The sequence below is a fragment of the Herpetosiphon gulosus genome, from assembly GCF_039545135.1.
In the GTDB taxonomy this organism is placed as follows: domain Bacteria; phylum Chloroflexota; class Chloroflexia; order Chloroflexales; family Herpetosiphonaceae; genus Herpetosiphon; species Herpetosiphon gulosus.
Map to the genome: position 1 here is coordinate 330,235 of NZ_BAABRU010000007.1, position 22,180 is coordinate 352,414.

Consider the following 22,180-nt stretch of genomic DNA (forward strand, 5'->3'; position numbering starts at 1 on the left):
TCATTAGCGTTTGCTCCTCGGAACACTTTAAATGCATAAACCAGACCACGTAGCAAGATCTAGGCCAATAGGCGGTGAGCGTTATTCGTTTGCTTCAACTGGAAGGCTTAATGTAAAGCAACTACCACGGCCTAGGCCTTCCGATGCAACGAGAATGCTGCCGCCATGCGCTCGCACAACAGCGCGAACGGTATACAAACCAAGACCTGTGCCACCAACCCGTTGAGTATGTCGCCCTCGCGTAAAGCGCTCGAAAATTCGCTCAAGATCTTGGGGATCGATACCAAGGCCAGCATCGCAAATGCTCAACAGCACTTGGTCTTGCTCAAGCTCTAAACGAACATCAATGGCTGTATCATCAGCGCTATATTTCAAGGCATTATCGAGCAAATTCCAAATCACTCGCTCCATCCAAATTGGGTCAACTCGTACCAACGGCGTAGCCTGAAGCTCCACGTTGATCCGTGGATTGGCTAAACCACCATTGATCGTGGTAATTAATTGACCAACCAACTCGCCAAAATCCAATAAACATGGGCTAATTAAGGTTTCGCCAGCATTGATTCGCGCAACATCAACCAATAACGAAAGATAATCGCGCATGCGATCAGATTGGGCAATAATTGATTGCAAACGATTTAACTCGCGTTCGCTACGATTTTCAGTTTTAGCCCGCCGCAACAGCAAATCGGCACTCCCACGAATCGTCGTCAGTGGATTTTTCAAATCGTGCACGATAGTAGCAATGGCATTATCGCGATCACTTTCTTGCAATTTCCAGCCAGTAATATCTTGAAAGACGGCAACCGCACCAATCAAATTACCGCGATTATCGTGAATTGGCGAGGTATTGGCCAAAATTGGAATTTCGCTGCCATCGGGGCGACGCAAAATCAACTCATGTTTGAGAAATGGCTCGCCAGTTCGAATCACACGGGCAATCCCCGAATCACCAGCAGGCAAGCGCGTGCCATCAGGTTTGTGCAAACCAAAATGATTGTAGCCTTCAACTGGTACAGAATGGAGTGGATGTTGCCACAATTGCTCGGCCTGACGATTGGCCAAAATCAACTGGCCATCGGGCGCTAAACCGACAACTACACCTTCGGGCAACACATCGATAATGCTTTGCAACAACGATTGATGCAGATCACCAAGATTTTCGTGCTCATGCGGCTCGACATAGCTGGTGCGCAAACGCCCGATCCAGCCTTCCAGCAAGGCCTGAATAATCATTACTTGGGCTGGGCTGAAATTATGCGCAGGATTAAATTTGGCGGCGTAAAACGCTTCATAGACAAAAATCAAGGTAGCTTTTTCGACGTTTAATGCCTGCTCAGCGCTCATCATCAGGCCTTCGGGCTGGCCTGCGCTTGGCGTAACACAATGATATTCACCAGAAGCAGTGCGGCTCCAAATCGTTACGTCAACTTGAAAGGCCGCACTGAGTGATTGAGCCAAGGCAACCAACGATTGGGGCGCTTCGGTTGTAATACGGCGCGAAAAGTCTTCAATCATAGCCCATTCGCGACTGGTTATATTCATTCAGGATTCCTTCCACATATCGTTTGGTTGCAAGGCAGATTAAGCTTATTCTGAGTTTGGTTTGATCGTGCGTCCGATAATTGCTTCGTAGCGTTGGGCTAGGGCGGTATAATCCGAGCGTGGGTCAAGCGCTTTTTGGGCGATCCACATTTGTTGGGCGAGGCCGCCAGCCCACAATGGCACACCACTGGCACGGGCAGTATCTAACACAGCGTTTAAATCTTTGGCCAACAATTCAGCGGCAAAGCCTTTGTTGTAATCGCCGCTGAACACGGTTTCGGGCAGCCAACGTTCCAATAAATAGTTTGAGGCGGTGGCATTTAACAATACATGGCGAATCGTTTCAGCTTCAACGCCATTGGCCACACCAAAGGCCAACGCTTCGATATTGGCCATGGCAATAATGCTGATCGCCAGATTATTGCAAAGCTTGACGACTGAGCCAGAACCACTAGCGCCGATATAGCTGACTGCGCCACCCAGTACCTCCAAAACTGCTTGGCAGCGCTCGAATGTGCTTGGTTCGCCACCCACCATAATCGCCAACTCGCCAGTTTTAGCACGGGCTGGGCCACCACTGACTGGCGCATCGAGCATGGCAATTTGACGCTCGGCGAGTTGGGCGGCAATCGCCCGGCTGGCGGTAGGAGCAATCGTGCTCATATCAATACAGATACTGCCCGCCGCCATACCATATGCAGCACCATTCGTGCCAAGCAATGCCGCCTCAACTTGAGGTGCATCAGGCACCATCGTAATCACAATATCGCTATTTTCGCCCAATGCTTGGTAGTTTTCGGCAATGCTTGCCCCTTGCAATGCCAACTGTTCAGCAGCTTCGCGCCGTTGATGTACGCCAACCGTCAATTGATAGCCTGCTTGAAGCAAATTCGCCGCCATCGGCGCTCCCATCGCGCCCAAGCCAATCAGGCCAATTCGTGGTTTTTGCATGATGATTCCTCAATACCCAAGCCAATTATGCTTCCGGCCAGCCTGGCTCAGTAATCGCCATATCCAAGGCATCGTTGAAACGATTAAACATCGAAAAAAGGCTAGTTGTGGCGGTTAATTCAACAATTTCGCCTTCATCGAAATGCTCACGCAAGCTCGCCCATAGTTCGTCGCTGATACCTTTGGCATTTAAGGTTACTTGCTCAGCATAACGCAAAGCCACTCGTTCACGCTCAGTCCAACGTGCATCATCGGGCGCTTGCAAGGCATCAATATTTTCTTGCGAAAGCCCAAGGTTGCGCAAAATCGTTGAGTGCGAGGTCAAGCAGTAGGAGCATTCGTTTAATTGTGATGTGCGTACCACGACCATCTCTTTTAAGCGTAAATCCAGTGTACCAGTGCTTAGTACAGCGCTCATCAAATTGCTGGCGGCGATCATCATTTCAGGGCGGCGGGCAAACGTGCGAAACATATTTGGCACATTGCCGCGCTTGGCAAAAAAGCCCTCGAAGACTTTCAGCGATTCAGGATCAACTTCGTTGGGCGCAAGCGGTTTTAATCGGGGCATTACAAGGAACCTCCACTAGTTTGAGTTGGTACAATTCAGCAAATTATAAACAAACCCGCCCGATTGCAAGCACAATCATACAGGCGGGTTGCTGCGATGGAATCAGCCCAATCCAGCTTTAGTAGCGTGGTTGGCGACTGCTGCGAATAATCCAAATCGTGCCAAAGACGATCAAGAGCAAGCCCCCAATCCCTGCTAGCCAAATCCACAAAGGCACTGATGGGGTTGGCGCTGGGTTATTGGGCAAGCTTGGGTTACTAGGAGCCGATGAGCGTGGTTGTTCGCTAAATCGATCAGCTGGAGCAGTATCGTCGGGCAAGATTTGAGCTGGGCCAGAGCCTTGGGCTTCGGGCAAGGTGCTGCGCCATTCGCTATCCAAGGTATCAAGGCTGCGATTCAAGACTGTTTGCACGGCCACATCATCGGTCACGCCACTTTTGAATTGAGCGACAAGCTTGGTAATCGACTCGATGCCATAAGTAGCCTCGATATAGCGCACCACACTTTCACTTTGGGCATACGAAAGCAGAGCTTTTTCAGGGTCGGAAGGAAAATTCGAAGCCAAAGCGCGTAACGGAATCAGCTCACCATTTTTGGCAGCCTGCTCAACCATTTGGCTAAACCCAGCGTCGGGTGAATCTTGGTTGGCAACCGCCAAACCTTCATCGAACCAGACTGGCATACCACCATAATTATTGTTGGTTGCTTGATGCAGCACCAAATGGCTCAATTCATGCGGCACTAAACGCCCTAATTCAGCATCATCGCCAGCATCAATCGATCCAATAATCAAGCCAAGGTCAGGTCGGGCTTGACCGCCAATCCAATCGGCTGAGTTGGGGGGCAACGCGCCGCGCATATCGCGGGTATTGCTGTAGATCGAGATCGTCATGGGATCTTCGACCGAGCCACCGATTCGCTGCTCAAGCCGATCAAGCCCACCAAGCGCACTATCGAGCAGCGCTTGGCCCCAAGCTTCATCGCCATCATACCAGCGCACGGTAATGCCACGCGAGCTTTTTTCTTGCCAATTGAAACGAGTATCTTGATATTGCACCGATTGCTCGGGCGTTTCAGTAATCGTGCCATCTTCAGCAACAAGCTGCCATTTATAGCGCACAGTCACGCCAACTGGCAAAAACTCGATGCTGGTATCGCGGGTAAAACTGGCTTCAATTGAGGTACCAGGTTGCCATTTAGCCTCAGCCTCGGTATAAGCTGGCACATCGCCGGGCTGTACACCCAAGGCATATAAAAATGTCACTTCGCGAATTGGCGAACTTGATTCAGCTTCCAGCTCAAAAATCACGTTTTCGCCAAAGCTGCTAGTTGCGTCGTTACGCGAGATTTTGGCTGGCTCAGCCGCCTGAGCCGTAGCCTGAAAACCCAGAACAAGCAAACATCCTAGCATCCACAACACTACTCGTCGCATACAAACCTCACTACTCTGTGCCTTCGGTTCTCCAGCGCAAGAAGGCATCGATAAATAAATCAATCTCGCCATCGAGCACTGCTTGGGTATTCGATGTTTCGACGTTAGTACGATGATCTTTAACCCGCCGATCATCAAGCACATACGAACGAATTTGATTGCCCCAAGCGGCATCGCGATGTTCGCCCTTGAGTTTGGTGCGTTCAGCAGCTTGGCGGGCTAGTTCACGCTCCAACAACCGCGCCCGCAAGACATTCATCGCGGTTTCTTTATTTTGCAATTGCGAACGTTCATTTTGACAGGTTACAATAATTTCATCGGGCGTACCACCACGATAAACCAAGCGCACCGCTGAGTCAGTCGTATTGACCCCCTGACCACCATGGCCACCAGCCCGATAAACGTCAACCCGCAGATCTTCGGGATTAATTTTGACTTCGGCAGCATCATCGACTTCGGGCAACACTTCAACCCGCGCAAACGAGGTATGGCGGCGATGGTTGGCATCAAAGGGCGAAAGCCGCACTAAGCGATGAATCCCAGCTTCGGCCTTAGCATAACCATAAGCATAGGGGCCGCGCAATTCTAAGGTAGCACTTTTGATGCCTGCCTCTTCGCCGTCCATCATATCAACGATGGTGGTACGGAAACCTTGGCTTTCGCCCCAACGACTATACATGCGCAACAACATCTGCGCCCAATCCTGCGATTCAACCCCACCAGCGCCCGATTGAATTGAGATAAAAGCATTGGTGCTATCGTATTTTTCGCCCAGCAAAATGCTCAATTCAAGCTGATCGACCGATTTGGTCAAGCCATTGACCTCACGCTCAATTTGGCTGAGCGAATCAGCATCATCAGCCGAAAGTTGCAAGAGATCGCGCAGGGTTGCCAAATCGACTGCTAAACTATCCCACATTTTCAATTCTTCTTGCATACGAGCAAGCCGTTGTAAAATGCTCTGGGCCTGTTGCGGGTTATCCCACAAGCTTGGTTCGGCAGCTTGATGCTCTAAATCATGCAATTCAGCTTGTTTGGCAGCCCAGTCAAAGCCGCCCCCTTAGCGCATCGAATCGCGCTTGCAACGAGTTTAGGGCCGCCCGAAGATCAATAAACTCTGTCATGAACGGTAGTTCCTCTAGGTAGTTAAACACAAGATCGAGTGGGTTTAGCACTCGATCTCATGATACTCGAAAGCGTTAATTTTGCGAAGGGTTTCGTTACTCAACCCAAGGGTGTACTCCAGCAATCTTTGGCGCTATTGATTGTTCGCCACCCTTCCGTCCCTCCGCCGGAGGGAAACGCAGGAGGTTTTCATCCCCCTGCACCCCCTAAATTGCGATTGTTAGCTTATAACCAACCTTCGTTTTAACAAAATCTTTATGTTTTAGTTGGTAACCCACGGCGCATAGACATGATGGGTTGACGGCACTGGTGTCGTAACCGTGGTTGTAGCCGTTGGCGTGTTGCTTGGCGTAACACTTGGCTCAAGCGTTGCCGTCGGTGTTTCGGTTACCGTCGCGGTTGGTGTATTGGTCGGTGTGTTCGTCGGCGTTTCGGTTGCTGTTGCTGTAATCGTCGCAGTGATCGTGGCAATTTCGGTTGCCGTCACGGTCGCGGTTTCAGTCGCGGTCGCGGTGATCGTGGCGATTTCGGTTGGCGTAGCAGTTGCAACGTCCGTTGCAGTGGCAGTAATCGTTGCAATCTCGGTTGGGGTATTGGTTGGTACTTCGGTAAACGTCGCCGTGGCAGTATTAGTTGGTGTGTTGATCGGCGTATTGGTTGGGGTATTCGTAGCAGTTGCCGTCGCCGTGGCGGTTGGTACGGTTGGCACAGGGGTATTGGTGTTGGTTGGAATTGGCGTAGCCGTGGCATTGCTATCAATAATATTAATCACAATTTGATAGGGTGTGCCTTGCGTGCCAGTTCCACCCGAACCAGTGAAGGTTGCAGCTTTGATCACATGGGTTCCATGGGCCAAGGCTGGGGTCATCGGCAAGAAATCTGTGCCATTGGTTTGATCGCCGGCGATTGAATATGGCCGACCACTTTCAGTGCGATAGACCACGCTATCAACCCAAAATCGCACGCTGCCAATCCCGCTCGACGGCGCGGTTGGAGCCACAATGCTAATATTACGGGTGCCAAGCGTCGCATAATTAATCGTCACGCCATTGGGAATTGGATCGTACATAACTTGATCGGTATCAGCGTTGTACATGATCAGGCGTGGAACATACGAGCCAGTTGGGGTTGGCGTATTGGTTGGCACGTTTGTAGCAGTAGCAGTTGGTTGAATATTGGTTGGCGTTGGCGTAATCACCGCGCCAGGCGCAGTGAAAATATTGCCAGTAGCTACGGTGTTGGGGCCAATCACCACTAAATTATTGCTTGGGTGGTTATAAATCGTGTTATTGGTGATCGTATTGAAATCGGTCAGATAATCAACCGGAGTGGTTGGCGGCACAGCTAAGTTGACCTCACGAATCCCAAAGAGTTGGTTACTGCCTGCTGTGTTTTCAACAATATTATCTTGGATGATATAGCGTTGGGCTGGGCCACGCTTGGAAAGCAAGTTGATGCCAGCATAATCTTGATTGCCAGTGTTATTATTGCGAATCAGATTGCGGCGAATAATGTTATTGGCTAAGTTGCCACCACCATTAACTTCAATCCCAGCGCGGAAATTGCCTTCCATAATGCTATCTTCAATGATGTTATCAGTATCGCGCGAGGAATTATCGGTATCGCCACCGCCTAAATCGCCAACGCCTGAACCAGCGTTATTACGAAAAACGCTCTGGCGAATATTCACCCGTTGGTTGGCCCAGCAATAATACAACCCATCGCCAGCAGTGCCACGCGCCGCATAACCCAAATTGCCGATCCCTTGAATTTTGAAAAATTCAATATCGCGTGAGGCTGTACCAGGGTGGAAGCCATGGCCACGATTAGCAGTTGCCAGACTATTGCTGACCGTACTTTGATCACACGATTGCAAGCTTACGCCATCACTATGCCAATAGCGCACGGTGATGTTATCGATCGTCACAAAGCGGCAATAGACAAAGTTAATCGCCCCAATATAAAACTCATAGAAGGCAGGCTTTTGGTTGGTATTCCAGCCTTCAATGGTTAAATCGCGTACACCCATATTTTGCAAGCGATTGTTGAAATTGGTTCCAAGCGCGAAAATCGCCGAATAAGCGTGCGATACGACAGAGTTATTGGGCACTGAAAGCGTCAAAGGCTTTTTGAGGGTCAGCGTGTTGTTGCTGGTATTGATCGAATCGACCATATTTTGCTCAACACCCCAATTGCCAATGCCTGTACCTTCAGTTCCTTTAATAATAATGCCTTCACCTGGCTTGAACACATTAGTATCGGCCACGCTGATCACATTGGTTCCTTGGCTTGCAGCAGCGGTCAATTTGGTGTACAAGCCATACGAAACTTGCGAAACATTGGCAGTCAGCGGGTAATTGACCGCGCGATCAAGCGTAATCGTTTGATTAGCACTGTTGATGCTCATAATTTCATATGAGCCAGGCAAGAAGCGTAATTCAGTCGAACGCCAGACATAGACGATCATGCCAACGCTAAATGGTGTAGTGCTAGCAACTTTAATTGTCGAAAGATTACTGCCCGTTTGGGTGACAAAAACCCGTTGCTCGTTGCGGCCAGCCTTTAAAATCGTCTCGGCTCCAACCCCTTGCAGGGTCACTCCGGTTTTAAGATCGAGGTAGGTTTCGAGGGTAAATGTGCCAGCGGGCAAACGCACCGTGCCGCCCCCCTGAGCAGCCGCAGCATCAATCGCCGCCTGAATGCCAAAATCGGGCGCTAATGGATTTAAGTACGGTGTTGCATCAATCGTATTGGCAAACGCCGATTGTAACAGCCAACTAAATGAACCAAGACTAAACGTTAAAATGATAAGAGCACTAACTACTGACCTGAATCGTTGTTGCACAAAGCTTGGCTGCATAGTCCCTCCGCGCGTGAACCTTGGTGCTGAACAATAAAAAAGGAGCCTTTCAATAGCCCCCATGCACCTAGGTCTCTGAGCCTTTAATCAAACTTGGAAGTATTCAAAATGAGTTTGATCTTCTGACTCTTATTGTACTATGGCATACCATAGCGCATACTGGCCTTTTTTCCTACAGGACTTTAGGCCTACTTGACACACTATCCCACCTTTAACGCCCTTTACGCTACCCCTTACGAGTGATCAACACTAGCCCGAGGTAGCTATATAGCTTGATTAACCGCAAAAACACCTAAAGCAACACTGCCTTAGGCGTTTAGCATTTAATGGTTCGCATCTTGGGAAACCTAATTCAAATAGGGCCAACTGCTGCTAGCGCTCATTGCTAAGCAGCCAAATGTTCCACCTATATTGAGCAACTCAGTCAACGTCTGGATGAATGTGTGCGTTTGAAGCCTCGCTTACGCTCACCGTTGGTCGCCTGCTTGGGCAGTAGTATAGAGCAATTCGACTGCTTGTCGAGTGCCACACTTAAGCTTATGTCCCTTTTACCAGTGATTAATAAACGATTATTATGCCTTTGTTAAGGCCTAAATTGCTTGTTCCATACTTCCATGCTCATGTCGCTTTTTCTATAGTACCTGCTAGTACCCAGCTAACTAGCTTGTACAACCTGCACAAAAACCCAGCAAGTAGCACTGGTAGAATTGCCCGATAGCCACAAACCAGCGCTATGGTATTGTATATGCGAAGCCTCTGCTACACTCCTTGTACCAATACCTCACCTCGCCTGCCCATGCTCTCAACGTTGCGAGCGTAGGCAGCAGCGATGCTCATGTTCGGCAATGACTGCCCCCAAACGTCGATCCTCTACATCAACGAAAGGACGGGGTCATGGGCATGTTTATGGGTGAGGGCACTCCAGTGCTCCTGCATACAATCGTCGAATTCGAAGGCAAGGGTTTTTTCAACCCGCAAATGCTCGATCTGCGCTATGTTGTGCCAGCAGATCGTACCACGGGCATGCTCTACTTTCGAGCTGGTAGCACCGTGAGCAGCCTCGTCAATGTTTCCATTTTGCGTAATGGTCAAGTTCTACGCTACTTTCCAGTAGCCGCCGATTCAGCAATTCATGTGTCACTTGCCATCGTTGAGGAACACCCCGCTGGAACCGTGCTCGACGTGTGCGTCGCCGGTGAAGGTAGTGGACTGTTAATCCTCGACATTGGCTACCTAGAAGTGTAGGCCGACCATGAACGGATTGGTGCGTTTTCGGAATAACTTGCAATGGGCGACAACGCTGCCGCTCTTTCGCCGCCCAGGCCTAACCATCGAACGTCGGCGCTTTACCGACCAACGACCACTCATGCCGCAAATCGAGCGCTGGCGCAGTTGGTCGATGCAATTGACCTTAAGTGGCACGCGCTATGTTAGTTATGGCGACCGCAGCTTTTGTCAAGCCCCAACCTCGTTGGTCTTGACTAGCCCACAAACCGACCCAATGCGGATTCGCTACTTGCCTGGAGCAACGACCGATTGGCTCAACTTGACTTGGACGAACGATGGTTGGCAGCATTTTATCAACCAATATCCACAGTTCAATCAACGCCATGCCTATTTGATCAAAGATGCAGTTCGTTCGCCGTTGTTGGCAGTCCGCTACGTGCCACCGCCAGCGCTCCATGCAGCCCGTCAATTAATCACGATTGCAGCCCTGCCCGAAGCTCCACCAGCGACGTTGGAAAACGCAGCCACAACCTTTTTGGCGCTATTAAGTGCGCTCGATTTCCAAACAACCTTAAATGGTTATGCACCAACCCAAGCTCAGTCGGTCGAAAAAGCCCAAGCCTTAATGATGAAAAACTTAGAGCGGCCACCAAGTATTAGTCAATTGGCTTCAACCTTGCACATCAGCCCGCGCCAATTGCAACGTGATTTTCTGGCTTGTACCGGGCTTAGCCCACTCAGTTATTTACAAATGTTACGGCTCAGCGAGGCCAATATGCTGCTTGCCAGCACCAATTTGCCGATTGGAACGATCGCTAGCCGCTTGGGCTATGCCAGCGCCGCCCACTTTAGCGCCGCCTTCCGCCGTTTATACGATTGCACGCCGCGCCAAATTCGCGAATACGACGACGACTTGATGCTTGATGCTGTTATGGAGGAAGCTCATGGCTGTTCAAATTGAAACACTCAAGAAGGTCAAAAATGGGCTTGATGTCTTGCCCGATCTGTATCGCTATGCTCGCTTAGGCTTCGATGCGATTCCCGAAGATGAGCTTGAGCGCTTGAAATGGTATGGATTATTGCACCGCAAGCAAACCCCTGGCTTCTTTATGCAACGCCTGCGGATTCCCAATGGTATCCTGAGCACGCGCCAGATGCGGGCAATCGTCAGTATTTCCCGCGAGTTTGGCCGCAACACCATGGATTTGACCACCCGCGAAAATATTCAATTGCGCTGGTTGCGGATCGAAGATGTGCCCGAAGTCTTTCAACGCCTGCAAAATGTTGGCCTGACTTCACAACAAACTGGGCTTGATAATTATCGCAATGTGATGGGCTGCCCCTTGGCTGGCTTACACCACGATGAAATTTTCAATGCTGCGCCAATTGCTCAAAGCGTTTCGTTGGCCTTGCTCGGTCGTGAGTTCAGCGATTTACCACGCAAATTCAACATTACAATTAGCGGTTGCTCGCACGATTGTGCCCATAGCCGCGCCAACGATATTGGCATGACACCTGCCGCCAAAGAAATTAATGGTTATCGCATGCTTGGCTTCCACGTCGCACTGGGCGGGGCATTGGGCGGCACATCACCGCAACTCGGCCAAGATGCAGGCATCTTTTTAACCACTGAACAAGCTTTACCCTTCTGCCGTGCGGTCTTGACGGTATTTCGCGATAATGGCTCACGCGAAAAACGCACCGAATCCCGCTTGAAATGGCTAATTCGCGAATGGGGCATGCCGCGCTTTATGGCCGAAGTTGAAAAAGTGTTTGGCCAAGCCTTCTTCAGCGCTGGCGAATCGTTGTTGATTGAGCATAGTGGCGACCACTTGGGCATTCATCAACAACAAGAAGCAGGTTTTGTGACGGTCGGTTTATTAGTGCCAGTTGGCCGAACCAATGCCGAGCAAATGGCCGAAATCGCCGATTTGGCTGATGCGTATGGCACTGGCGAACTGCGCTTGACTCCCGACCAAAACATTCTAATTCCGAATGTGCATGAAACTTGTCTCGAACGTTTGTTGGCTGAGCCATTGCTGCAAGTGCTGCAACCACATGCACCTGGAGCTTTGCGCGGCTTGGTCAGTTGTACGGGCCGCGATTATTGCCACTTTGCCTTGAGCGACACCAAAGAATTATCGTTGCAAGTTGCCACCGAATTGGCCGCACTGATTCCTGCTGAACGACGGGTTGATTTGAAAGTTTCGGGCTGTGTGCACGCCTGTGGTCAGCATCATGTTGGCGAAATTGGCCTGCAAGCTCAGCGCTTGCGGCTCGAAGATGGCACAATCGTCGATGCCTTCGATTTATTTGTTGGTGGCAATCATCAGCAACTAGCAACTCTCAAAGCTCGCAAAATCCCAGTCGATCAATTAGCTGGGCGGATTGCTGCTGAACTCGCCGCTATGGATGGGGAATAAGCATCATGAGTAACGTTGTGCGTTCACAATGCCCCTATTGTGGCGTTGGCTGTGGAATTGAACTGACCGTCAACGATGGCAAGGTCGTGCGGGTCACTGGCGATAGCGCCCACCCCGCCAATCAAGGCAAGCTGTGCATCAAAGGGGCCACGATTGAGCAAATGCTCACGCCCACGACACGGCTAACCCATGCCCAGATTCGCACCGATCGCAATGCTGCGCTGCGTTCCGTTGGCCTCGATCAAGCCCTCGACCACGCTGCCCAACGGCTGAACGCAATTCGCCAACAATATGGCAACGAGGCAATTGGCTTTTATCTTTCAGGCCAACTAACTAACGAAACCAGCTACTTGGTGACCAAGCTTTGCAAGGGCTTGATGGGCACCAACACTATGGATGCCAATTCGCGTTTGTGTATGGCGAGCGCCGTTGCCGCCTACACCCGCACCTTAGGAACCGATGGCCCACCCTGTAGCTATAGCGATATCGAACAAGCCGATTGTTTCTTGATTGTTGGCTCGAATACCGCCGAATGTCATCCCATCGTCTATCGCCGCATCGAGCAGCAAGTGCGCAAGCATGGCGCTACATTAATTGTGGTTGATCCACGCCGCACCCAAACCTCGCGCTATGCCAGCTTGCATTTGGCCGCCGCCCCGGGCAGCGACACAGCGTTACTTAATGGTTTATTGCACATCCTGATTCGCGATGGCGCAGTTGATTATGAATTTATTGCTCAACATACCACTGGCTGGAGCGAAATCGCCGAAGCTGTAACTGGCTGGACACCTGCCCAAACCGCCTTAGCCACAGGTTTGACGGTTGAGGAGGTCGAAACCGCTGGGGCAATGTTAGTTGCCAGCCAACGCACGTTGAGCATGTGGAGCATGGGAGTTAATCAAAGTCGCAATGGAGTTGCCAAAGCCACCGCGATCATCAATATGCACTTGGCAACAGGCCGCATCGGCAAGCCAGGCTGTGGGCCATTCTCGCTGACGGGCCAACCAAACGCCATGGGTGGCCGCGAAGTTGGCTATCTCGCCCATCAATTGCCTGGCTATCGGCGGGTTGATGTGGCTGAGCATCGCACGGCAATCGAGCAGGCTTGGGGCATTCCGGTTGGCAGTATCAACTCAACGCCTGGCCCTGATGCTCAAACCATGTTCAACCAATTGGCCGAAGGCAAACTCAAAGCAATCTGGATTATCGGCACGAATCCCTTACACTCGATGCCCAATAACAGCACCATCCGTGCTGCACTCGAAAAAGCCGAATTGGTGATTGTGCAGGATGTGTACAATACCAGTTCATGTTTGGCCTATGCCGATATTGCCTTGCCCGCTGCGCAATGGGCTGAAAGCATCGGCACCTTCACCGCCTCGGATCGCCATATTACCCTGCTGAACCCAGCCTATCCCGCTCCTGGCGATGCCATGCCTGATTGGTGGTTGGTGCAAGCAGTTGCCCAGCGCATGGACTTCGAACTTAATTTTGCCAATGCTGAAGCCATTTGGGATGAATATCGCGGATTGACTGCTGGCCGTTACCCGCTTGATGTGAGCGGTGTGAGCTACGAACGGCTAGGCAATGGCCCAATTCAATGGCCTTGCCCTGCCGAAGATCACGCTGGCACTGTGCGTTTGTATAGCGATGGCCGTTTTGCAACCGCCAATGGTCGCGCCAACTTCCAAGTGACGATTCCGGTTGAGCCAGCCGAAGTTCCAAGCTATGAATTTCCATTTTGGCTGACCACCGGACGAGTGTTGGAGCAATGGCATACCCGCACGCGCACCGCCAACGTGGCCAAGCTCAATCAACGCCATAACGGCAGCTTTATCGAAATCCATCCCGACGACGCTAACACGCTCGGCGTGAGCGCTGGCGAAAAAATCGCGGTGATCGGGCGACGTGGTAGTTGCACCTCAATCGTACAAATCAATCCCGAAATCATGCCAGGCTGTTTGTTTATGCCAATTCACTGGGAAGATGGCAACCCAAATGTGCTGAGTATCAACGCCGCCGACCCAATTAGTAAGCAACCCGAACTTAAGGCATGTGCGGTACAATTACGGCCAATCGTCGAAGGCATCAATATCAAATTTGGTGAAGCCGCCACAGTTCCAGCGATGGCCGCTGGCAAACGGAGCAGCCAATGAGTAGCTTACATGGTCAACGGATCGCAATTCTCGAAGCTCGCCGTGCTTCAGAATTAGCCAACTTGCTTAGTCGTCATGGCGCGACCCCAATCCATGCCCCAGCATTACGCGAGGTCAGCGTCGATGCGGCTCCAGTTGCTCAGGCAGTGTTGCAAGAGCTTGAGGCAGGCCAGATCGATCTGTTGATTTTGTTGACTGGGGTTGGCACACAACAATTAATTGATGCTGCCGCCAGTTTGGGGCTTGAGCAAGCCATGGTGACTGGGTTAGCCAAAACCTCGTTGGTTTGCCGTGGCCCTAAACCAACCGCCGTATTACGCCGTTATGAATTACGCCCAAGTATCAGCGCTGCCTCGCCCTATACAATCAACGATCTCATTAACAGCCTTGATACAGTTGATTTGGCCAAACGTGGCGTTGGCTTGTTGCACTATGGCGAACGCGATCGCAAATTAGCCGATTATTGCCTCGAACGCGGGGCCGTGCTCCACGAACATAGCGTCTATGAATGGCAATTGCCTGCTGATATCAGCCCACTACTCGCGCTAATTGAACAAGCAATTGCTGGCCAGATCGATATTTTCACTTTTACCAGCCAAATTCAGGTGCGCCATTTGTTGCAAGTTGCCGAGCAACAAGGCCAAGCCCAAGCCTTGATTGCGGCCATGCAACAAGCCTTGGTCGCAGCAGTCGGCCCATCGTGTGCCCAAGCGTTGATCAATGTTGGCATTCAACAAGTAATTATGCCTGAACAGCCGTTTATGGGCCAGATGGTGCAACGAATTCTCGACCAAGTGAGCGTCAATAGCTAGCAAATTAAGCCCTCACCCCCTGCCCCCCTCTCCCGCCCAGCGAGCGAGGGGGAAGCGCAAAACCAAACGCCCCGCTCCCGCCACAGTGGGAGAAGGGTCGGGGGTGAGGGCAGACCTCGTAGATCAACTCCCTGCAATGAATGCAGTTTCCACCAATGACGGTGCGCTAACAAACCTGTTCGCTTCGCGATAGCTCCTGCAACGCCATGCAGCCTCACCAATGTGGGTGAATCGTGCCCGATTATTGATCTAGTTTTAATCGACATACTTTACCCTAGCCACCTCTTCTGCCCAACAGGCGAGGGGGAACGACAAAACCAAACGCCCCGCTCCCGCCACAGTGGGAGCGGGGTCGGGGGTGAGGGAGCACAGTCGCTAGATGAATAATTGCTATCTCCCAAGCGTTTGATGTGTGCCACAGGTTTCACGGAGGAGCTTCCAATGTCAAAAATCAGCCGTCGCAATTTTCTCAAAACCGCAGCTTCACTTGGTGCTGCCGTTGCCATGCCCAGCTTTTTGACCGCCTGTGGTGGCAGCGAAAGTGCCAACGAAACTGGTGAGCGCCCAATCAAAATAGGCTTTATTCCGCTGACCGACTGTGCTTCGGTGGTTATGGCGCATACCTTGGGCTTATACCAAAAATATGGGGTCAATGTTGAGGTGGTTAAAGAGGCTTCGTGGGCCAATGTGCGCGATAAGCTGTTGACTGGCGACCTCGATGCTGCCCACTGTTTGTTTGGCATGCCCTTCTCAGTCTATACCGGAGTCGGTGGCAAGGCCGAAAGCGAACTCAAAATTGCTATGATTTTGAATCAAAATGGTCAAGGTATTACGCTCAGCAGTGCGCTTGCCAAAGAGGTTGGTTATGGCGACCCTAGCAAACTCAAGGCGCTGATCAGCCAACGCCCTGCTGATAAACCTGCCACCTTTGCTGGCACCTTCCCAGGCGGAACCCACGATATTTGGCTGCGCTACTGGCTTGCCGCCGCTGGCGTTGATCAAAATAGCGTCAAAATTATCACAATTCCACCACCACAAATGGTTGCCAATATGCGCATCGGCGAAATGGATGGCTTTTGCGTGGGCGAGCCATGGAACGGGGTAGCAGTCAAAGAGGGCATTGGTGAAACCGTGTTGACAACCCAAGATCTGTGGGCGGGACACCCAGAGAAAGCTTTGGTGGTCAATCCAAGTTTTGCTGAAAAACGCCGCGACGACCTCAAAAAAGTCATGAAGGCCATCCTTGAGGCTTCAAAATGGCTTGACGACTTCAACAATCGCAGCGAAGCCGCCAAAGTGATCGGCGGCCAAGCCTATGTAAATGCCCCAGCTGATGTGATCGAAGCGCGTTTGAAGGGTCAATACAACCTTGGGGCAACCTTGGGCGAGCGCACATTTGAGCCAAGCAAAAGCATGGTTTTTTATCAGGATGGCGCGGTCAATGCGCCGCAACGCAGCCATGCAATTTGGTTTATGGCGCAATATGTGCGCTTTGGCCTCTTGCCAAGCGCTCCCGATTACAACGCCATCGCCGACAAGTTGATTATGCGTGATTTGTATGCTGAGGTCGCCAAAGAAATGAGCCTCACTGTCGCAGGCGACGATTTACAACCATTCACTGTCACGCTCGATCAACAAACCTTCGATCCTAAAAGCCCATCCTAGCCCGCAGGCCATCACGACACACCTTCGCGGCTGAAGTAACACGGCTTCAGTCGCTGACACACCAGCCACTCGATTGCCGACCACACAAGGAGCACTTCCATGGCACAAATGATCGAAGTTATTCCACGGCGTGAGAGTTCAGCGCCAACCTTCATCCGCCGCTGGCTCAAAGCAATTTGGCAAACGCTTAGCCCAGTTTTAATGGGAATGTTGATTTTAGCAGGTTTATGGCAAGTTGCTGCTTGGATTTCTGGCGGCACATTGCCCACACCGCTTGCGACCGCCAGCACCTTACGCGACCTTTTGAGCGATCCCTTCTACGACAACGGGCCAAACGATAAAGGCATCGGAATTCAGCTGATGGCTTCGTTGGGGCGGGTGTTCACAGGCTGGGGCATTGGCATCGCGATCGCCATTCCACTGGGTATGCTGCTTGGCAGTAGTGCCACGCTGCGCAAAATGCTGGCTCCAGTCATCGAAATTTTGCGGCCTGTCTCGCCGTTGGCGTGGTATCCCTTGGGGTTGGCAGTGCTGCATAATGCGCCCAAAGCTGTGGTTTTTGCGATTGTGATTACCTCGCTCTGGCCAACCTTAGTCAACACCACCATGGGCGTGCAAAATATCCCTGCCGACCTCAAGGCTGTTTCCAAGGTGTTTCGGTTTAGTCGCTGGCGCTACATTACCAAAGTATTGCTACCTGCCGCTTTTCCAGCCATTTTAACCGGCATGCGGCTCTCGATGGGGATCGCTTGGATGGTGATTGTGGCAGGCGAGATGTTGGCTGGGGGCACAGGTTTGGGCTTCTTCGTTTGGGATTCGTGGAACGCGCTTTCGTTGGAACGGGTTATGAGTGCTATTTTGGTTATCGGTATTACGGGTTTAGCCTTAGATCGTTTGTTTAGTTTGATTGGTCAACGTATGGCCGCTTGGCAAGAAGGAGGTCACTAATGGCTCCACGTTTGTTACCGCGCACCACTCCCAACACCGCAATTTTACCGATGGAGCCTGCTCCGCTGCTTGAGATTAGCAGCGTGGGCAAAAATTATCCTAGTGGTCAAGGCCAGATTAACATCTTGCACGATATCGATCTGACGATTCAATCGGGTGAATTTATTAGTTTCATCGGCCACTCTGGTTGTGGCAAAAGCACCTTATTAAATATGATCGCTGGCCTAACCAGCATTAGCACTGGCACGATGCTGTTTGATGGCAAATCAATCGCTGCGCCCAGCCCTGAGCGGGCCATGGTATTTCAACACTATTCGTTGTTACCATGGCTCTCGGTGTATCAAAATGTCTATGAAGCTGTCGATTCAGTTCAGACTGAAATGAGCAAAGCCGAGCGGAAAGCCTTAACTAACGATGTCTTGGCACGAGTTGGTTTGAGCAACCATATACACAAAAAACCGATGCAACTCTCCGGCGGTATGCGCCAACGGGTGGCAATTGCCCGCGCTTTTGCGGTACATCCACGTATGCTGCTACTCGACGAGCCATTCGGGGCGCTCGATGCCCTGACCCGTGGCAGCCTGCAAGAAGAATTATTGGGCCTCTGGAGTGGCGATGCCCGCACCGAAACCGTGGTGATGGTCACCCACGATATTGATGAAGCGATCTACCTCAGCGACCGGATTGTAGTTTTTTCTGATGGCCCAGGCGCAACGATTAAAGAAGTGATTACGGTCGATCTACCTCGCCCTCGCGATAAGCAAAGCCTCATGAACAGCCCAACCTGGAACAACCTGCGCACCCACCTACTCCTTTCACTGCACTGCTAAATAACCAAATAATCAGTACACAGAGTCGTGTATGGTGGGCTGTCTCGATGCTGCGACAGCCTTTTTTGATCCTATACATTAACCTAGAACGTATAATTTCCCAATTCACTCTATGTATAACCCATGATCACCACCCCTCCGCCCCGCCTCGAGGCGGGGAAGGCAGTGGGTTTTCATCCCCCTGCACCCCCTAAAGCACAAATGGTGATAGCCTTAAAATCATCGTTCTCTCAAGAATCCATCAATGCTATTTGTTTTCTAGCCAATAGTTTAAAAATTCAGCGCATAGATCCCATTAGTTTGGCGCTGACCAAGGCTGCGGGGCATAAGTCGCAACAGCCGATTGCGCCAGGTTCGTTGCCATGCATACGGCAAGTGCACCAACGAGCCAATCAGCCACGATGTATCAACAATTGTGCGGGCTTTTTTGATACGGCGTTGTTGATAGTGCAAAAATGCTAGTTGCGGTTGTTCGTAGCGCTCCAACATTTCGGCCAAAACCCAAGCATCCTCAATGGCCTGACAACCACCTTGGCCCAGATTCGGCGTAGTCGCGTGGGCCGCATCGCCCAACAAACCAACTCGCCCGTAATACCAAGCTTTCAAATGCACCAAATCGCTAATATCTGTGCGCAACAACGCCGCATCGGGTGTACGCTCAATCAAGGTTTTAACAACACTTGGCAAATCGTGAGCTTGAGCAAGTAAGAGTTCACGAGCAGCAGTAGGCGAAAGATCACGCTGACCTTGGGCAGCAAGGCTGGTTGCATACCAATACACCAAATTTTGCCCGACCGGGGTATAACCAAAACGCAGCTGCGCACCCCAAATTTCGGCGGCCACGGGCTGGCCCAATTCGCGATAATCAAAAGTCACCAAGGCTCGATGGGAAGTTTGGCCTGAATAACGCAGTGGTTGATTAGGCAAAATTTGCTCACGCACGGCTGAACGCAAACCATCAGCCCCAATCAAGCACGCCGTTTCGATGGTTGTGCCATCAGCAAATTCAGCTTTGACCAAATCAGCCGTTTGTTGCAAGCCAACCAAGCGCTTATCGAGGTGCAAACAATCGGCAGGCAAGGCTTCGAGCAGCAGTTGATGCAAGCCAGCACGGCTGATCGTCACCAATTCTTGACCAAAGCGCTCACGCATCACCTTCAGATCAAAGCCCGCCAACAAACTTCGGCCTTGCGCATCCAAAACCCCAAATTCGCTGCCGCCCAAGCTGCTTAAACACAGCCCGCGTTGGCGAGCAGTTTCCGCTAAACCCCAACGTTCGAGCAGATTCATGGCATTGGGAGCGAGTAGAATGCCCGCGCCAACAGGCCGTAATGCTGGTGCAGCTTCATAGATTTGCACGGGAATCTGGCGTTGTTGCAGACCAATCGCCAAACACAAACCACCAATTCCCCCACCGATAATTGTGATCGCTTGCATCGTATCCTCGTTAGATTGAATCCAGCTAGAATAAAACATACCTTATAGTATGTTTTAAGTCAAGCGTTAGATTTTAAAGCTTATGTCAATTTAAAAATAGTTGTACAATACAAGTGGTAGTGAAGACGAGCTAGAATCCTGTAACGAGGCCTGCAACTATGCAATTAACTGGAATCCACCATCTTACGGCAGTAACCGCCAATGTGCGTGAAAATTATCGTTTTTATACCCAAGTTTTAGGCATGCGGCTGGTCAAGCGCACCGTCAACCAAGATGATGTTAGTGCTTATCACCTATTTTATGCTGATGGCGCAGGCACGCCAGGCAGCGACATCACCTTTTTCGATTGGCCAACCCCGCCTGAAAAACGTGGCACGCATAGCATTTGCAACACCGCCCTGCGGGTCACGGGCCAAGCTAGCCTCGAATGGTGGGCTGAGCGCTTGAGCCAACAAGGGATCAAACATAGTGGCTTGATCGAGCGCGATGGCCGTTTAACCATCGATTTTGCTGATAACGAAGGCCAACGGCTAAGCTTAATTGATGATGCAGGCACTGGCGATGCCAACACCCCATGGGAAGCCAGCCCAGTGCCAGCCGAGCATCAAATTCGTGGGCTTGGGCCAATTCGGCTAAGTGTGCCCCAACTCGAATATACTGATATTGTGCTGACCAAAGCACTGAATATGCGCCAAGTTCGTCAATATAGTCTCAACGAAGGCAAAGAATATATAGTTTATGTCTATGAAATGGGTGCTGGTGGAGCCGCCGCCGAATTGCATGTTGTCGTCCAGCCTGATTTAGCTCCAGCTCAACCTGGCGCTGGTGGCGTGCATCATGTGGCGTTTCGCACCCCCAACGAGGAAGAATATCATGGCTGGACCCAGCGTTTGCGCGAATTAAGCATCCGCACCAGCGGCGAAATTGATCGCTACTATTTCCGCAGCCTCTACTTCCGTGAGCCAAATGGCATTTTGTTCGAAATTGCCACCGATGGGCCAGGCTTTGCGGTTGATGAAGACCCCGCGACGCTGGGAGAATCGGTTGTATTGCCGCCATTCCTTGAGCCACGCCGAGCGGCCATCGTCGCCAACCTCAAACCGCTGGTTTAATTCAAAACTTAAGAGCGCTTACTCTAATGGTAAGCGCTCTTAATTAAGTTGCCAAATTCCCCAATCGGACTAAAATAACACATCTGTTCGTTTAGTCCTGTGAGGTTGAATTTCATGGTACGCCCACGCCGCAAACGCTATCAAGGCATCACGTCACCGCAACATTGCCCCCCAACCGAGCTAAAAACTGTCAGCGACCTCAGCTTGAGCGATAACAGCAACTACGCTCAATTGATTATTCAGCAGCTTAATTTCAATCAACAACGTGCCAAAGATATTTTTATGGAGCAATCACTGGTACGCCAATGTCAATTCAATCAAGTGGTGCTCCAACAATCGCAACTTGTCGATAGCAGCTTTGAGCAGTGCGATCTGAGCCACGCCAATTGGGAGAAAAGCCACCTAGAGCGGCTAGAATGGCGCAATTCGCGTTTAGGGGGCATGAAATTTGTCGAGGCTCAAGCCGAACATTTAGTATTCAGCACTTGTCAACTTGATTATAGCGTGTGGTGGTCAGCGCGACTTGAGCATGTCCGCTTCGAAGATTGCCGTATGCTTGAAATGAGCTTTGAAGGAGCTAAACTCAGCGATGTTTGTTTTCGCAACTGCGACCTGAGTCGGGCCAATTTTCGCCAAGCAAGCTTGAGCAATGTTGATATTCGTGGCTCACAGATTGGTGGCATGCAAATCGAGCCTAAGCAACTGCAAGGGCTGATTATTGAGCCACGCCAAGCGCTCGAAATTGCCCAGTCCTTAGGCTTAACCATTCGCGAATTAGCAATAGAAGAAGATTAAATGCAAAAACGCCGTTGAACAAATAAATGCTCAACGGCGTTTTTATGGAGCGGTACGCATCCCCCTACGTTCCCACAGCGGGTGCTGCAGTAGCCTCGGTGTGTGTCGCGTTCACGGCCTGGTTCGGGATGGAGCAGCGTGGGGCACAACCACCTCGACACGTACCAAATTTGGCTGCCCTTACTCCAACCACCCATACCTTGACGACTTCCTCATTCACCTTCGCGCGCATCACTGTCCCGTCCTGCCTGTCCCTGCACCATCCGTTGCCCTCCCGCGTCCTGCCGACGCGCG

The 22,180-nt window shown here is 51.1% G+C and carries 17 protein-coding genes; 10 read left to right on the forward strand and 7 right to left on the reverse strand.

All coding sequences use genetic code 11. From position 1 onward, the window contains the following. Positions 1-81: 81 nt before the first annotated feature. From ABEB26_RS12030 to ABEB26_RS12055, 6 genes are all read right to left on the reverse strand, one after another. On the reverse strand, positions 82-1,545 hold the full coding sequence (locus tag ABEB26_RS12030; RefSeq protein ID WP_345722247.1) for a sensor histidine kinase: 1,464 nt from the start codon (positions 1,543-1,545) through the stop codon (positions 82-84). Between the two features lie 45 nt (positions 1,546-1,590). Next, complete coding sequence (locus tag ABEB26_RS12035) at positions 1,591-2,496, reverse strand: NAD(P)-dependent oxidoreductase (protein WP_345722248.1); 906 nt, start codon at positions 2,494-2,496, stop codon at positions 1,591-1,593. Positions 2,497-2,521: 25 nt separating this feature from the next. Further along, a complete protein-coding gene (locus ABEB26_RS12040; protein WP_345722249.1) occupies positions 2,522-3,064 on the reverse strand; it encodes a carboxymuconolactone decarboxylase family protein in 543 nt (180 codons plus the stop codon). 118 nt (positions 3,065-3,182) lie between these two features. Then, positions 3,183-4,496, reverse strand: a complete 1,314-nt coding sequence (locus tag ABEB26_RS12045) for a peptidase MA family metallohydrolase (RefSeq protein WP_345722250.1) — start codon at positions 4,494-4,496, stop codon at positions 3,183-3,185. 10 nt (positions 4,497-4,506) lie between these two features. Beyond that, a protein-coding gene (gene prfB, locus ABEB26_RS12050; RefSeq protein WP_345722251.1) for a peptide chain release factor 2 occupies positions 4,507-5,620 on the reverse strand; the annotation gives its coding sequence in 2 pieces (ribosomal slippage) (positions 4,507-5,544 and positions 5,546-5,620; 1,113 coding nt in all). A 263-nt stretch (positions 5,621-5,883) separates the two neighbouring features. Next, positions 5,884-8,481 carry a right-handed parallel beta-helix repeat-containing protein gene (locus ABEB26_RS12055; RefSeq protein WP_345722252.1) on the reverse strand — a complete coding sequence of 866 codons (2,598 nt, stop codon included), beginning with the start codon at positions 8,479-8,481 and terminating at the stop codon, positions 5,884-5,886. 894 nt (positions 8,482-9,375) lie between these two features. On the opposite strand from ABEB26_RS12055, the gene ABEB26_RS12060 reads away from it, so the two are divergent. From ABEB26_RS12060 to ABEB26_RS12095, 8 genes are all read left to right on the forward strand, one after another. Continuing rightward, positions 9,376-9,726, forward strand: a complete 351-nt coding sequence (locus ABEB26_RS12060) for a molybdopterin oxidoreductase (RefSeq protein ID WP_345722253.1) — start codon at positions 9,376-9,378, stop codon at positions 9,724-9,726. A gap of 7 nt (positions 9,727-9,733) precedes the next feature. Continuing rightward, a complete protein-coding gene (locus ABEB26_RS12065) occupies positions 9,734-10,669 on the forward strand; it encodes an AraC family transcriptional regulator (protein ID WP_345722254.1) in 936 nt (311 codons plus the stop codon). After that, a complete protein-coding gene (nirA, locus tag ABEB26_RS12070; RefSeq protein WP_345722255.1) occupies positions 10,653-12,131 on the forward strand; it encodes a ferredoxin--nitrite reductase in 1,479 nt (492 codons plus the stop codon). Before ABEB26_RS12065 ends, nirA begins: the two co-directional genes overlap by 17 nt. Positions 12,132-12,136: 5 nt before the next feature. Further along, positions 12,137-14,287: a molybdopterin oxidoreductase family protein gene (locus ABEB26_RS12075; protein WP_345722257.1), complete on the forward strand. Its 2,151-nt coding sequence runs from the start codon at positions 12,137-12,139 to the stop codon at positions 14,285-14,287. After that, entirely contained in the window at positions 14,284-15,099 is an 816-nt protein-coding gene (locus tag ABEB26_RS12080; protein ID WP_345722258.1) for a uroporphyrinogen-III synthase, read from the forward strand. Before ABEB26_RS12075 ends, ABEB26_RS12080 begins: the two co-directional genes overlap by 4 nt. 441 nt (positions 15,100-15,540) lie before the next feature. Next, positions 15,541-16,764, forward strand: a complete 1,224-nt coding sequence (locus ABEB26_RS12085) for a CmpA/NrtA family ABC transporter substrate-binding protein (protein ID WP_345722259.1) — start codon at positions 15,541-15,543, stop codon at positions 16,762-16,764. A gap of 99 nt (positions 16,765-16,863) precedes the next feature. Then, positions 16,864-17,712 carry a nitrate ABC transporter permease gene (gene ntrB, locus ABEB26_RS12090; RefSeq protein ID WP_345722260.1) on the forward strand — a complete coding sequence of 283 codons (849 nt, stop codon included), beginning with the start codon at positions 16,864-16,866 and terminating at the stop codon, positions 17,710-17,712. Then, positions 17,712-18,542 (forward strand): ABC transporter ATP-binding protein, encoded by an 831-nt coding sequence (locus tag ABEB26_RS12095; RefSeq protein ID WP_345722261.1) that lies wholly within the window; start codon positions 17,712-17,714, stop codon positions 18,540-18,542. Before ntrB ends, ABEB26_RS12095 begins: the two co-directional genes overlap by 1 nt. A gap of 270 nt (positions 18,543-18,812) precedes the next feature. On the opposite strand, the gene ABEB26_RS12100 is transcribed toward ABEB26_RS12095, so the two are convergent. After that, positions 18,813-19,979: an FAD-dependent monooxygenase gene (locus tag ABEB26_RS12100; protein WP_345722262.1), complete on the reverse strand. Its 1,167-nt coding sequence runs from the start codon at positions 19,977-19,979 to the stop codon at positions 18,813-18,815. Between the two features lie 158 nt (positions 19,980-20,137). Between ABEB26_RS12100 and ABEB26_RS12105 the strand changes: the two genes are divergently transcribed. After that, positions 20,138-21,091 (forward strand): ring-cleaving dioxygenase, encoded by a 954-nt coding sequence (locus tag ABEB26_RS12105; RefSeq protein WP_345722263.1) that lies wholly within the window; start codon positions 20,138-20,140, stop codon positions 21,089-21,091. A gap of 114 nt (positions 21,092-21,205) precedes the next feature. Continuing rightward, positions 21,206-21,886 carry a pentapeptide repeat-containing protein gene (locus tag ABEB26_RS12110; RefSeq protein WP_345722264.1) on the forward strand — a complete coding sequence of 227 codons (681 nt, stop codon included), beginning with the start codon at positions 21,206-21,208 and terminating at the stop codon, positions 21,884-21,886. The last annotated feature ends 294 nt before the right edge of the window (positions 21,887-22,180 follow it).

Coding starts and splice junctions, on each gene's coding strand:
- ABEB26_RS12100 (WP_345722262.1), bottom strand. CDS start 19,979: ATGCAAGCGATCACAATTATCGGTGGGGGAATTGGTGGTTTGTGTTTG.
- ABEB26_RS12035 (WP_345722248.1), bottom strand. CDS start 2,496: ATGCAAAAACCACGAATTGGCCTGATTGGCTTGGGCGCGATGGGAGCG.
- ABEB26_RS12110 (WP_345722264.1), top strand. CDS start 21,206: ATGGTACGCCCACGCCGCAAACGCTATCAAGGCATCACGTCACCGCAA.
- ABEB26_RS12045 (WP_345722250.1), bottom strand. CDS start 4,496: ATGCGACGAGTAGTGTTGTGGATGCTAGGATGTTTGCTTGTTCTGGGT.
- ABEB26_RS12095 (WP_345722261.1), top strand. CDS start 17,712: ATGGCTCCACGTTTGTTACCGCGCACCACTCCCAACACCGCAATTTTA.
- ABEB26_RS12065 (WP_345722254.1), top strand. CDS start 9,734: ATGAACGGATTGGTGCGTTTTCGGAATAACTTGCAATGGGCGACAACG.
- ABEB26_RS12040 (WP_345722249.1), bottom strand. CDS start 3,064: ATGCCCCGATTAAAACCGCTTGCGCCCAACGAAGTTGATCCTGAATCG.
- ABEB26_RS12030 (WP_345722247.1), bottom strand. CDS start 1,545: ATGAATATAACCAGTCGCGAATGGGCTATGATTGAAGACTTTTCGCGC.
- ABEB26_RS12085 (WP_345722259.1), top strand. CDS start 15,541: ATGTCAAAAATCAGCCGTCGCAATTTTCTCAAAACCGCAGCTTCACTT.
- ABEB26_RS12075 (WP_345722257.1), top strand. CDS start 12,137: ATGAGTAACGTTGTGCGTTCACAATGCCCCTATTGTGGCGTTGGCTGT.
- ntrB (WP_345722260.1), top strand. CDS start 16,864: ATGGCACAAATGATCGAAGTTATTCCACGGCGTGAGAGTTCAGCGCCA.
- ABEB26_RS12080 (WP_345722258.1), top strand. CDS start 14,284: ATGAGTAGCTTACATGGTCAACGGATCGCAATTCTCGAAGCTCGCCGT.
- ABEB26_RS12055 (WP_345722252.1), bottom strand. CDS start 8,481: ATGCAGCCAAGCTTTGTGCAACAACGATTCAGGTCAGTAGTTAGTGCT.
- ABEB26_RS12105 (WP_345722263.1), top strand. CDS start 20,138: ATGCAATTAACTGGAATCCACCATCTTACGGCAGTAACCGCCAATGTG.
- ABEB26_RS12060 (WP_345722253.1), top strand. CDS start 9,376: ATGGGCATGTTTATGGGTGAGGGCACTCCAGTGCTCCTGCATACAATC.
- nirA (WP_345722255.1), top strand. CDS start 10,653: ATGGCTGTTCAAATTGAAACACTCAAGAAGGTCAAAAATGGGCTTGAT.